Here is a 12563-nt window from a genome sequence, read left to right as displayed (position 1 = left end):
GAGAAGGAATGGGTCCATTCCCTTCTCCTCCCTGCCTGTGTATATAAGTCGTTTCAAACTGTGGATAGGCGTAAGGCTTACATATAGCGTCTGCACAGATCGGAGAGCGCAGGATCGGTGGTGGCCTGACCCACGGCGTTGAATTTCCACTCGCCGTTGTGGCGGTAGACCTCGCCGAAGATCATGGCGGTCATGCCGTTGTAGTTTTCCGACAGGTTGAACTTGCAAAGCTCCTGATTGTTGCGGGCGTCCACAATGCGGATAAAGGCGTTCTGGATCATGCCGAAATGCTGCTGCCGGGCCATGGCCTGATAGATGTTGACCACCAGCACAATCCGGTCGTATTCCGCAGGCACCCGGTCAAGCTCAATGGTGATCTGCTCGTCGTCGCCGTCCCCGGCGCCGGTCAGGTTATCGCCCATGTGCCTTACGGTGCCCGATCTGTGGGTCAGGTTGCCGTAATAGATCACGTCTTTGCCGTCCGCCAGACGCCCGTTTTGCAGCATGAGGGCCGAGGCGTCGCAGTCGATGGCCTGGGTGGGCTTGGAGAAGAGGGAACCGAAGAGCCCGCCCTTGCCGGCGGGGTTGGCCTCGTCCCAACCCAGGCCAACGATCACTTTGTTAAGGCCCTCTCTGCTCTCTTTGGTCAGGCTGACCTTTTGCCCTTTTTGTAAGCTGACAGACATATCTGTGTTACCTCCTCGTTATTTGCGGCCCGCCGTCCAGCGCAGGCCCCAGTGGAAGGCCTGGTCCAGCGCCTTGTGGCCGGGATAGAACTGGACAATCTTTTCCACGCTGAAGGTCTCGTCATTGACGTTTTCCAGAAGCACCAGGCCGCACATGATGTCTCTGGAGTTGTAGGAGTCCATCTTTACCACCAGGTCCTCTGCGCCGGGGTACTTGATGGTGACCACGGCGTCGGCCTGCTGCCAGTTGGCCACGCCCTCATAGATGAAGGTGTAGACCAGCACCCGCTGGATCTCGGAGATCCGGTTGCCGTCGATGCGCAGGTTCTCGCCTGTGGTGACGGCGCCCGTCCGGTCGTCGCCGTCCAGGGCGATGTAGGGCTCCTGCCGGAGGGAACCGAATGCGTTCCCCAGGGCCTGCACAGTACCCTTCCTTCCGTTTTTCAGCTCGTACAGGCAGCCCAGATCCAGGTCAATACCGCCCTTGTTGCCGCCCATAAGGCTGGCAAAGAAGCCCTGTTTGGCGGGGCGGGTGTTCCAGTTTAAGTTTACCAGGATTTCCCCCAGGCCGGTGTTCTGCTGTTTCTGGAGATTTACCTTTTTGCCCTTTTCAAGACTGATGGCCATGGCTGCCTCCTCTTATTCCACATCAATGCCATAGTTGGCGCACAGGGCCGCCAGACCGCCCTGATAGCCGCTGCCGATGGCGTTGAACTTCCACTCGCCGTTGTTCTTGTACAGCTCGCCGAACACGGCGGCGGTCTCGATGGAGAAATCCTCGCCCAGGTCGTATCTCAGGATCTCCTGGCCGTTGGTTTCGTCAAAAATGCGGATAAAGGCGTTGTTGATCTGGCCGAAATTCTGACGGCGCTCCTCCGCCTCATAAATGGTTACAGTGAACGCCACCCGGCTGATGTTGGGGGGGATACGGGTCAGGTCAATTTTGATCTGCTCGTCGTCGCCGTCGCCTACGCCGGTCAGGTTATCGCCCAGATGCTCCACGGCGCCGGAGGGATGGCGCAGGTTGCCGTAGAACACAAAATCTTCACTGCAGGTGGTCTTGCCGTTCTCCCCCAGCAGGAAGGCCGCGGCGTCCAGGTCAAACGCGCCGCCGGTATCAAAGGCGTTCACATCCCAGCCCAGGCCCACAACCACCCGGCTCAGACCGGGATTGTCCTTGGTCAAGCTGACCTTCTGCCCCTTTTTCAGACTGACAGGCATACAATATCCTCCTTTTTATGCAACTTCAATGCCGTAGTGGCCGCACAGGGCCGCCAGGCCGCCCTGGAAGCCGCTGCCGATGGCGTTGAACTTCCACTCGCCGTTGTGGCGGTACAGCTCGCCCACCACGATGGCGGTCTCAATGGAGAAATCCTCGCCCAGGTCGTACCGGATCAGATCCGCTCCGGATACCATGTCCTGGATGTGGATGTAGGCGTTGGAGACCTGGCCGAAGTTCTGATTGCGGGTCTCGGCGTCGTAGATGGTGACGGTAAAAGCGATGCGCTCCACGTTGGCGGGAACTTTGGACAGATCCACCGCGATCTGCTCGTCGTCGCCGTCGCCTTCGCCGGTCAGGTTATCGCCCATATGCTTGACCGAGCCGCTGGCGTGTTCCAGGTTGCCGTAAAAGACGAACTCTTTCTCCGTGGGGCACTTGCCGGAGGCGTTGGTCATGAAGGCCGCCGCGTCCAGGTCGAACGCCGCGCCGGAGTCAAAGGCGTTGACGTCCCAGCCCAGGCCCACCACGATCTTGGTCAGGCCGGGGTTGCCTTTGGTCAGATCCACTTTTTGTCCCTTAGTCAGATTGATAGGCATAGCCGTGATCCTCCTTATTTCAGTTGTCTTTATTTCTTACCGGGTACGTTGTATCTGGAATTAAAGTCGGCCTTGATGGCCTCCAGGCGCTTCTGATCCTCAACCCGCTGCTTGCGGGCGTTCTCCTGGATCTGCTTGGTCTCATCAATACCGGAAACAATGGTCTGCCAGGTCTTTTCCAGAGTCTCGATCTTGATGGAGCTGCCAGAGGCCAGCCGGGCGGTCATCTTGGACTGCTCGGCGGTATTCTGGGCGTTGCGGATCAGCATCTCGTTGGTCTTTTCATCCAGGGCGGACATGGCCTCGGCCTGGATGCGCTGGCGCTTGAGCATGATGGCCTGGGTGAGGGCCTGCTTGAAGACGGGCAGGGTGATGATAAACGCGGAGTTGATCTTGCGCACCAGGTTCATGTTGCTGAACTGCATGGTCTTGATCATGGGGATGGCCTGCATAGCCACGTTTTCCGCGGTGCGCAGGTCCTGGGTGCGCTGCTCCAGCATCATCAGGGCCTGATTCAGCGTGGTCAATTCAAACTGGATGGAATTGTCGCCGGAGGATTCCATGTCCGCCTGACGCTGGCTGATATAGGCCTCCAGCTCACGGCAGCCCTGCTCGCCGGCCAGGATGTACTTCACCAATTCGTGGTAGTAGTTGACGTTGGCCTGGAACATCTCCTCCAGCTTGCGGTTGGACTGCTTGATCTCCGACTCGTACTTCTTCAGCTGGACGTAGATCTTGTCCACTTCGTCGCCCATCGTGTGGTACTTGGCCAGGATCTTGTCCAGCTGCTTGCGCAGATTGCCGAACAGCTTGCCGAAGAAGCCGGGGTTTTCCTTGATCTCCTCAATGTCGAACTTGTCCATGATCTTCGCCAGGGTGTTGAGCATGGCGCTGGACTCGTCCAGCTGGGACATGTTCATGCTGTTGAGGACAACGTCGGAGCATTTGGAGATCTCCTCCGCCGCGCCTGCGCCGAAGGACACGATGGACTCCAGATTATAGACCTCGATCTGACTGGCGATCCGGTCCACTTCAGGGGAGTTGGTCATGGCCTCGTTCATCTGCTGACGGTCGGCCACAATGTCGTACTGCTGGAAATCTTCCTGCTCGGCAGGCGGGGCGGATACAACCTGACCTTGCATCTGGGGCGCGTCTGAGGCGGGTCTGCTAAAGTCCAATCCCATAATGATTAACTCCTTCCAAATAATCTTCTGATGGAACCGCGCCCGCTCTCCTGGACGGAATGGAAATCGGGAACGGACAGATCGTACACATAATCGCCCAGCGTATGCTCGTTTACATACCCGGCGGGGAGGTATTTCTCAATGCACTGGTACCCCGTGGGGACAAAGAACAGGATGTCGAATCCCACAAGATTCAGGTAGGCCACCAGGATGCTGTCCTCCAGGGACAAGATCTTTTCGGTGGTGTTGATGATGATGAGCTTGGGATTCTTCTTGGTGAAATCAAACTTCTGAATCTGCCGCAGCAGGTCCTTGTTCAAATTGAGGGCGGTGGCGATGACGGTGTATTCCGTCCCGTTCTGATAAGTGCCCGCGATGGTCCGCTGGTCCAGCAGCAGCTGCAGCTTATCCAAAAGATGCTCCTGCATTTCCGGACGCAGGATGCCGTATGGGTAGGCCTTGTGGTTTTTGATGGCGGCCTTCTGGAGACGGCCGTTCTTCAAAAACTGGGTGGCAAAGGGCTTGATGGGGTTGGGATCCAGGGAGGAGAGCCAGGGTACGCTGCGGATCACCGTGGTGTCGGGGGTGATCAGCTTTTTGATGCTGGCCCAGTAGGGGTTCATTTGCCCGTCTTTCACGCCGCATATTTTTTCCAGAAGCACTGGGACCGTCACGGTTTGGCCCGTCACGGCGAAACTGGGGCGGTACTTCAATTCCTGATCCCACAGCAGCTCAATTTCCTCATACATGGTTTGCAGGGTCACCGTCTCCGCGCTGCCGTACTGCTGGTTGCGGTAGAGACCGGAGTCCTGATACATCAGGGTATCCAGCTCCCGCTCCGCCTGGTAGGCCGCGGTACTGACCCGCATCTGGGACGGTTCGGCGGGGAAACGCTCCATAGGCAGGGATGCCTCGAACCGCAGCTCCAGCAGGGAGGGGTCCTGAAGGGGGCAGTTCTCATTCAGGTCGGGCAGCAAAACCAGCACGTCCACCGGCAGCCGGGCGAGAAACCGCGCAAACAACGCCTCGTTTGCGGTGGCGCACTTGCCGAAGAGGATCCACACTGCCGTCTCCGGCATCTTCCAGTTGGAAAACAGTTCCTTTTGATACCGCCTGAGCCATACCAGCAGATAGACGGCTTTGTTGGTGAGTCTGGATATCATGCCGCCGGAGGCTTTGGACTCCTCATACAGAAGGTCGATAAACGCCTTGACCATACACCGCTGGAGGTCGGGATTGGCCGGATACTGGATGTTGGGTACAAGGCCTGCCGCCAGCTGATCCATATTGGTATAATTCTGACGCCGGATGGAGGAGATCTCCTCGGGCGTGGGGGCGGGGATGCCGCCGCTGAGCAGGCACACCCGCCGCTGCTGGCTTTTCAGCTGCTTGTAAAAGGAGAAGATGTCGTTGGAGAAGAGCAGCTTGTCCTCCACGCCACGCTGGAGGATGAACCCGTTGTAGAACAGGCCGGGGTCGGTTCCCCGTGCCTTGGGATCGGTGAGGATCTCTTTGATCTCAGGCTTTTTCATCCAGGCGTTGGTACAGTTGCGGACGGCGGGAGGCGCGCCGTAGAGGCGCTGGCGATTGGCCTGCTTGGCCAGCTCGGACTGGACCCACTTCAGATCAAATTGCTGGGGGAAGGGGGTCATGCCCGGTTCCTGGTAGAGAGAAGCGTATTCCGAACGGGGATCCAGCTGGAGGTAAGGGGAGTCTCCCGCCCGCTCCAGCAGCACAATGTCGCAGCCGGCCCGGGACAATACCACCAGTAGCTGTAACTCGTAATTGCTGATGGACCCGTCGTATAGGATTTTGGGCAAGGATTCCCCACCCAACTGATTTACGATCCGCTCAAATTTGTAGTAGAGCCAGCACATGTATTTGATGTACGCATTGCGCAGCATATTTTCGTTTTTGCCGTGGCGCAGCATGTCTTGCAAGGTGGAAAAAATGGCTGAGACCACGGTATCCCGGGCCCCGTCAGACATGCGGGGCAGCCACTTTTGCAGCTTGGCCTGGAGGAAGGGAAGATCCAGCCGGAACTCCGCCCCCATCATCTCGGAAAAGTAGGACAGATTATTGGTATCGGGATTGGGGATTCTGCCGTCGATGATGACGCCGGTGCGCCGGGCGCAGTCGTAATACTGCTTGATAAATTCCTCAATGGCGGGGGTATACCCTGCAATTCGGCAAAAATATACGCCCTTTTCCGGACGGTTGGAAAGGGGGAGGAAGAAATCATTCAGCTTTCCCGGCACCACATGTTTCAGCATCACATCAATAATCCCCAACTGAATTATAAAGTATATTTCATTATATCATCTTTCCGGTTTTTTTCAACAGAAAGCAGGGCGCATATCCTGAATAATTATGGAACAAAAAATAAAGGCCTCCTTTTGATTTGCCATTTATTTATTGGGTATATTGTGATACAATCATCAGAATGGCAGCAAACTCTGCTGCGAATCACTTGCAGTTAAAAGAGGGATTCTGATGGTGGAACAGATCAGCGGTTATGACGTGGGCGCTTTGCTGTATTGTCCGGCAAACGCCCACAGGACCATTGCCGATGCGCTGCTGCGGGAACAGTATCCAAAGCCCTTTTCCCTGGCGTTTTGCCTGGAAGACACGGTGGCGGACGCCGCTGTGGACAGGGCGGAGCAGGAACTGTTTGAGACGCTGCGGCAGATCAGTGCCAACACGGCCAAGCGGGACTTTTATCTGCCCCTTGTCTTTGTTCGGGTGAGAAGCCCCCAACAGCTGAAAAAGCTGGCCGCCGCATACAGCCCCTTTTCCAATGTGCTGCGGGGATTTATTCTGCCCAAATTCTTTGTGGACAACTGCGGGGCCTACGTTCAGGCCATGGAAGAGATCTCCGCCTGCCAGCCGGGATACTGTTACATGCCCATCTTTGAGTCTGCGGCCATGATCGACCTCAGCACCAGGTATCAAAACCTGGCGCGGGTAAAGGATGAACTGGAGCGGGTGTCGGACAAGATCCTGAACATCCGTGTGGGGGGCAACGACCTCTCCCACGCCTTCGGGCTGCGCAGAGGGGTGGGGGACACCATCTATGACGTCAGGCCGGTGGCGGATCTGCTCATCGACATTGTGACCACCTTTGCCACCCGCTATGTGGTTTCCGGCCCTGTGTGGGAGTATTACTCCGGCGCCGGCTGGGAGGAGGGCCTGCGCAGGGAGCTGTCTTTGGATCTGCTCAGCGGCTTTGTGGGAAAGACGGTGATCCATCCCAACCAGATACCCGTGGTCAATGATATGCTGAAGGTGTCCGCCCGGGACTATAAAGACGCCTGCGGGATCGTGAGTTGGGAGCAGGACAGCGGGCTGCTGGTCTCTTCCAGCGCGGACGCCACGCGGATGAATGAATATAAGACCCACTTCAACTGGGCCAACCGGATCCTGCATCTTGCCAGGATCTATGGGATACGCCAGGAGTGAAGAGACAAAACAAACAGGCCGCTGCTTTTGCAGCGGCCTGTTTGTTTTGGACAAAAGAATGCCGCCCATTTGGGCGGCATTCTTGAGACGTGGCAGATAAATCAGCGCTTGCTGAACTGGGGAGCGCGACGGGCGGCCTTCAGACCGTACTTCTTACGCTCCTTCATACGAGGATCGCGGGTCAGGAAGCCGGCGGCCTTCAGGGCAGCGCGGTACTCGGGATTGACCTGCAGCAGGGCACGGGCGATGCCGTGACGGATGGCGCCGGCCTGGCCGGTCACGCCGCCGCCGGTAACGGTGGTCTCGATGTCCACCTTGCCCAGGGTGTCGGTGGTGGCCAGAGGCTGACGCACGATGAGCTTCAGGGTCTCCAGGCCGAAGTAGTCGTCGATGTCACGGCCATTGATGGTGATGGCGCCAGTGCCGTTGGGGAACAGATGCACGCGAGCCACGGAGGACTTCCGGCGGCCGGTGCCATACAGATAAGGCTTCTTGCTCTTATACATTGCTTTGTACCTCCTGCTTAGTTGGCCGCCCAGGCTTCGGGCTTCTGGGCGTTGTGGGGATGCTCGGCACCGCGGTAGACGTGCAGGCGGGACAGAGAATCCTTGGTGATGATGTTGCGGGGCATCATGCCGCGGATGGCCACACGCATGGCCAGCTCGGGCTTCTGCTGCATCAGCAGGCGGTAGGGAGTCTCCTTCAGGCCGCCCACCCAGCCGGAGTGGGTGCGGTAGTACTTCTGCTCCAGCTTCTTGCCGGTCAGAACGGCCTTCTCGGCGTTGACAACCACGACGAAGTCGCCGCAGTCGGCATGGGGAGTATACTCGGGCTTGTGCTTGCCGCGCAGCAGGGTGGCCGCGGTGGCGGCAGTCTTGCCCAGGGGCTTACCAGCCGCATCGAGGATATACCACTTGCGGACGATGTTCCCCTTGTTGGCCATAAAAGTGGACATGGTGAAACCTCCAATTTTGATGATATCTTAAAAAATATGTCTAAACAGAATACAGGCCCCAATCTTTACGATTGGAGCGTTTTGTATTATAATACGGGGGTTATCTGGTGTCAACACATTTTCTGATTTTTTTCAATAGAAAAAGTGTATGCTCTTGAAACCGCGCAATATCTCTTGTTTTCTCTTGAATGCTCTATTTCGATTTTCAATTTTTCGAGGTGCCTATGAACAAGATTTTGAGCTATGTCCGCCGCTGTGTGGAGGATTACGACATGATCCAGGCCGGAGACCGCATTGCCGTAGGGGTGTCCGGCGGCAAGGATTCCCTGGTGCTGCTCACCGCGTTGGCCCGGCTGCGGGAGTTCTATCCCAAGCCCTTTACCGTGGAGGCCTACACCTTGGACATGGGCCATGTGGACGGGGGAGAGGGGATGGACTTTGCCCCGGTGGCCGCCTACTGTGAGCAAATTGGTGTGCCCTTCACCCTGCTGCCCTCCGAGATCCACCACATCATCTTCGACCTGCGCAAGGAGAAGAACCCCTGCTCCATGTGCGCCAAAATGCGGCGGGGCGCCCTCCACAACGCTATCAAGGAGCGGGGCATCAGCAAGATTGCCCTGGGCCATCACTTTGACGACGCGGTGGAGACCTTCTTCCTGTCCCTGTTTTACGAGGGGCGGCTGAGCTGCTTCCAGCCGGTGACCTGGCTGGACCGCATGGGCATCAGCCAGATCCGGCCCATGCTCTACTGCGGGGAGGGCCTCATCCGCAATGCCGCTGAGCGAAACCATCTGCCGGTGGTGTTCAATCCCTGCCCCGCCGACGGCTACACCAAGCGGCAGGAGGTCAAGGAGCTGATCCACACCCTGGACCAGCAGTACCCTGGTCTGAAAAGCCGGGTGTTCGGGGCCATGCAGGGCCTGCCTCTGCCCGCCTGGGGGCCGGTGGAACACCGGCGGGTACCCCTGCCCGAGGGATAACATCCAAGCATAAACAAGCCGCTGCGGAAGCGTCCGCAGCGGCTTTCTTTTTAGGGTTCTTTCAAAAATTGCTCCACCGTCCGGACGGCCTGGGTGAGGAAATCCCCCTCCATATCCAGCCACAGTACGTCCCTGTCTCGGTTGAACCACTGGACCTGCCGCTTGGCAAAGCGCTTGATGGCCCGGCCCAGCTCATCCTTTAGAGCCTCCAGAGAGGGGATCTCCCCCTTCAGGTAGCGGAGGATGTAGCGGTATTCCAGCCCCAGACCCTCCAGGAACTCGTCGGTGGCCCCTGCCTCCCGCAGGCCCGCCACCTCCTCGATCATACCCGCGTCAATCCGGGTCTGGAGCCGGTCGTCAATGCGCTGACACACTTTGTCCCGCGGAAAGTTTACTCCCAGCAGCAGGCAGCGGTACCGGGGCTGGGCCTGTGGGGCCTCCCAGCCGTCGGCCAGGGCCTTCTCCACCGAGCGCACCAGCCGCTGGTGGTTGTTTTCCTCCCCGTTGGCCAGGGTGACCCCCGTCTTTTCCCGCAGAATGGCGTACAGCTCCGCGGCGGTCTTGCCCTCCAGCTCGGCCCGCAGGGCGGGGTCTGGGGTGGCGTCGGTGAAGGCAAAGCCCTCGGTCACGGCCCGGACGTACAGCCCGGAGCCCCCCACCAGGAAGGGGACCTTCCCCCGGGCGATGATGTCGTCAATGGCGGCGTAGGCCCCCACCTGGAAGTCGGCCACCGAGTAGGGCTGATTAGGGGCCACCACGTCCAGCATATGGTGGGGTACCCCGTCCATCTCCTCCTGGGTCACCTTGCCGGTACCCAGGTCCAGGCCGGTGTATACCTGCCGTGAGTCGGCGGACACGATCTCGCCGCCAAAGCGCTTGGCCAGTTCCACCCCCAGGCCGCTTTTGCCGCAGGCGGTGGTGCCCAGCACCACCACCAGCTTGGGCAGCTTTTCCTCCGTCAGGGCGGCCAGCAGGGCGGAGCAGCCGGCGTACACATCCCGCCAGGTGGCCTCAAAGTCACCGGAGTACCAGGGGTCGGAGATGTCCCGGTCCTCGCCGATATAAGACAGCAGGGCCTTGACCTTCCCCGACCGGTCGCCGGCAAAGAGCCGGCGCATATTCCGCAGGTTGGCGCTGTCCATGCCCAGAAACAGGTCCCACCGGCGGTAGTCCGCCGCATTTAGCTGGCGGGCGGCGTGGCCGGAGCAGTTGATACCATGTTCGGCCAGCTTCCTCCGGGCGGGGGGATAGACCGGGTTGCCCAGTTCCTCGGCGCTGGTGGCGGCGGAGGCGATCTCAAATTGACCCTCCAACCCCGCCTTTTTCACCAGATCCTTCATGACAAACTCGGCCATAGGGCTGCGGCAGATATTGCCGTGGCACACAAAAAGTATTTTTATCATCTCGTATATATTCCTTCACAAGTCGAAAATCGAATGATCGTACGTATTTTTCAACATGATCAAACGCCTTGCCGTGCTGAAAACGACCCAGCTATAACGCTTTGATTGTACCATATTCAAGCAGTCTTTCCCACCACAAATTTCAGATAGAACCTGCTTGGCCCTTTTCATTGTGAGACGATAGATTTATTCGCTCTCTTCTGATAAAATCATTGTGGTTTCTCTCTTGCGCCGTTTGTGCGGCTCTCGCCGGTGGAATTGCCGTCCGCAAAACGTTTCTCCGCCAGCAAGTGAAGAATGCATTCTTTTACTTTTTGGGAGGAATTAAGAATGACTATCACAGAAATAATCAATGACAAATCATTAAAACGTTTGGAAAAGAGAAATGCCATTGTTGCAGCAATGATCAATTGCGAAGCCAATTTTCCAATGGTTTCAGAGGCCTGTGAATCTTTGTCTGAAAAAAACATTTCACTTTTGCTCGAAGCCGTTGAAGAAGTAAGCCGCTCCAAAGAGTTTACTTTGGAACCGGAGTATCTGGATTTGGCGGAAAAATATATTTTATCTTCTGACAATTCCTGCAAACGGGAAGCTTCCCGCATTGTAGGGAATCTTGCAAATAAATTTCCCGCTAAACTTGAGAATGCGATAGCGGCTTTATTGCAAAACGCGGGAAATGACGGCACCGTAATTAGATGGGCAAGTGCTTATGCATTATCTTGTATTATTATGATTCCTCATTACGCCAAGGGCCCCTTATTTGAACGGATTTCTGATTTATGCGCAAAAGAAAACGAAAGTGGCGTGAAAAATCAATATATTAAGGCATTAAAAAAAGCGGAAAAACTCAGATGAGTTTTTCTCGATCATGTTCTGCGTCAAAACCCCCGGCTAATGGGGCGGTGAATTAAGAAAACATTGAAGCAAGGGACGGTATAGCCAAACGGCTATGCCGTTCTTTGCTGTTTTTGAGTTGTATTTTGGGCTTTTTCTTTTGCCCGTTCAAAATCAAATGCACCGATGAAGTTATAGACAATCGTGATTTCCCTTGTCTTGGATTTCTTGTCGGTATGGGAAACCTCGATACGGTCTATAAACTCCCGCAAAATGGAAGCGTCAAGTTCCTGCATATCGGTGTACTTCTTTACGACGCTGATAAACGCCTTAACGTTGGTTTTTTGCTTTTCCTGCTGCTTGATTTCTTCCCGCAACACTTCTGCCATTGATTTTAAGTTTTCCTGCTCCAACTCATAATCACGGGACATTTTGATAAACCGTTCATCTGATAATTTCCCGGTTACATTGTCCTCGTATAAATGCTTGAACAGGTTATCCAATTCGGCAATCCGGCTTTCGGCTCTGGAAAGTGTTTCGCGCTTGCGGGAAAACTCCGCGTCGCGCTCACGCAAACGGCTGTCCGCTGCTTCTTGGATAAACTCGGCTTCGTACTGCGTTACATACTCGATTGCTTCCCGCAAGTTCCGCAAAACAATTTCATGCAGGACAACATTTTTTATGGAATGGGTCGTACACAAATCTTTGCCTTTCCGATAGGTTGAACAGATAAAATACTTCTGTTCCTCGGTAAAGTTCGTTGCTCGGCATTGATACATCTTGCCGCCACACTCTGCACAATAAAGCAGCCCGGAGAAAATACCCATATCGCCCATTTTGGTAGGGCGGCGGCGTGATCGGCGTATGTTCTGCACAATGAGGAATACGCTTTCTTCCACAATCGGCGGCTGTGTGTTTTCAAAGATTACCCATTCCGACGGGTCGTTCCACAACTTCTTCTTGCTCTTATAGGATTGCTTGCGGGTCTTGAAGTTCACCGTATGCCCTAAATACTCTATGCGTTCTAAAGTGCGGGAAACCGTTTCATTTGTCCATTTATATGGGTTAGCCGTCGGCTTGTTGGTAACAGGCCGCCCCTTTGCTTGGGAGTAAGCTGTCGGATTATAGATTTCGTGCTTTTCTAACCATTTTGCAATCTGCGTCGGACCCATGCCGGAAACGCACAACGCGAAAATCTGCTGCACAACGGCTGCGGCTTCCTCGTCTATAATCCACTTCTTTTT

General features: G+C 56.1%; 13 protein-coding genes and 1 pseudogene. 3 read left to right on the top strand and 11 right to left on the bottom strand.

Features of this window, described 5'->3' with window-relative positions; all coding sequences use genetic code 11:
- Positions 1 to 77: 77 nt before the first annotated feature.
- Genes Q0K43_RS01440 through Q0K43_RS01415 form a run of 6 tightly spaced genes read right to left on the bottom strand, consistent with a single transcriptional unit; the run spans position 78 to position 5961 of the window.
- On the bottom strand, positions 78 to 686 hold the full coding sequence (locus Q0K43_RS01440) for a TerD family protein (RefSeq protein ID WP_297288784.1): 609 nt from the start codon (positions 684 to 686) through the stop codon (positions 78 to 80).
- Between the two features lie 18 nt (positions 687 to 704).
- Positions 705 to 1313: a TerD family protein gene (locus Q0K43_RS01435; RefSeq protein ID WP_297288783.1), complete on the bottom strand. Its 609-nt coding sequence runs from the start codon at positions 1311 to 1313 to the stop codon at positions 705 to 707.
- 12 nt (positions 1314 to 1325) lie between these two features.
- Positions 1326 to 1907, bottom strand: coding sequence for a TerD family protein (locus Q0K43_RS01430; RefSeq protein WP_297288782.1), 582 nt, complete (start codon positions 1905 to 1907; stop codon positions 1326 to 1328).
- 15 nt (positions 1908 to 1922) lie between these two features.
- On the bottom strand, positions 1923 to 2504 hold the full coding sequence (locus Q0K43_RS01425; protein WP_297288781.1) for a TerD family protein: 582 nt from the start codon (positions 2502 to 2504) through the stop codon (positions 1923 to 1925).
- A gap of 29 nt (positions 2505 to 2533) precedes the next feature.
- Positions 2534 to 3688, bottom strand: a complete 1155-nt coding sequence (locus tag Q0K43_RS01420; RefSeq protein ID WP_366086119.1) for a toxic anion resistance protein — start codon at positions 3686 to 3688, stop codon at positions 2534 to 2536.
- A gap of 5 nt (positions 3689 to 3693) precedes the next feature.
- The gene (locus Q0K43_RS01415; RefSeq protein WP_297288826.1) at positions 3694 to 5961 is read right to left on the bottom strand and encodes a YceG family protein; all 2268 of its coding nucleotides are present in this window, start codon (positions 5959 to 5961) and stop codon (positions 3694 to 3696) included.
- A gap of 220 nt (positions 5962 to 6181) precedes the next feature.
- Here Q0K43_RS01415 and Q0K43_RS01410 point away from each other — a divergent pair, with 220 nt between their 5' ends.
- Positions 6182 to 7147, top strand: a complete 966-nt coding sequence (locus tag Q0K43_RS01410; RefSeq protein WP_297288780.1) for an HpcH/HpaI aldolase/citrate lyase family protein — start codon at positions 6182 to 6184, stop codon at positions 7145 to 7147.
- Between the two features lie 101 nt (positions 7148 to 7248).
- Here the strand turns inward: Q0K43_RS01410 and rpsI are convergent, their stop codons facing one another.
- Positions 7249 to 7653: a 30S ribosomal protein S9 gene (gene rpsI, locus Q0K43_RS01405; protein WP_087188633.1), complete on the bottom strand. Its 405-nt coding sequence runs from the start codon at positions 7651 to 7653 to the stop codon at positions 7249 to 7251.
- A gap of 17 nt (positions 7654 to 7670) precedes the next feature.
- Positions 7671 to 8102: a 50S ribosomal protein L13 gene (gene rplM / locus Q0K43_RS01400; RefSeq protein ID WP_297288779.1), complete on the bottom strand. Its 432-nt coding sequence runs from the start codon at positions 8100 to 8102 to the stop codon at positions 7671 to 7673.
- Between the two features lie 224 nt (positions 8103 to 8326).
- On the opposite strand from rplM, the gene Q0K43_RS01395 reads away from it, so the two are divergent.
- On the top strand, positions 8327 to 9082 hold the full coding sequence (locus Q0K43_RS01395; protein ID WP_087188631.1) for a tRNA lysidine(34) synthetase: 756 nt from the start codon (positions 8327 to 8329) through the stop codon (positions 9080 to 9082).
- A gap of 50 nt (positions 9083 to 9132) precedes the next feature.
- Here the strand turns inward: Q0K43_RS01395 and miaA are convergent, their stop codons facing one another.
- Both miaA and Q0K43_RS01385 read right to left on the bottom strand, forming a co-directional pair.
- Entirely contained in the window at positions 9133 to 10077 is a 945-nt protein-coding gene (miaA, locus tag Q0K43_RS01390) for a tRNA (adenosine(37)-N6)-dimethylallyltransferase MiaA (protein WP_366086120.1), read from the bottom strand.
- Positions 10051 to 10485, bottom strand: a pseudogene (locus Q0K43_RS01385) (low molecular weight protein-tyrosine-phosphatase); the annotation flags it as partial. The gene miaA and the pseudogene Q0K43_RS01385, both read right to left, overlap by 27 nt.
- A gap of 330 nt (positions 10486 to 10815) precedes the next feature.
- Between Q0K43_RS01385 and Q0K43_RS01380 the strand changes: the two are divergent.
- Positions 10816 to 11340: a hypothetical protein gene (locus tag Q0K43_RS01380; protein WP_297288778.1), complete on the top strand. Its 525-nt coding sequence runs from the start codon at positions 10816 to 10818 to the stop codon at positions 11338 to 11340.
- Between the two features lie 92 nt (positions 11341 to 11432).
- On the opposite strand, the gene Q0K43_RS01375 is transcribed toward Q0K43_RS01380, so the two are convergent.
- Positions 11433 to 12563 (bottom strand): DUF4368 domain-containing protein (locus Q0K43_RS01375; RefSeq protein WP_297288777.1); only part of this gene is annotated, 1131 nt, incomplete at its 5' end.

This window comes from uncultured Flavonifractor sp. (assembly GCF_944383115.1).
Classification (GTDB): domain Bacteria; phylum Bacillota; class Clostridia; order Oscillospirales; family Oscillospiraceae; genus Flavonifractor.
This window is presented reverse-complemented; position numbering and strand designations above follow the sequence as displayed.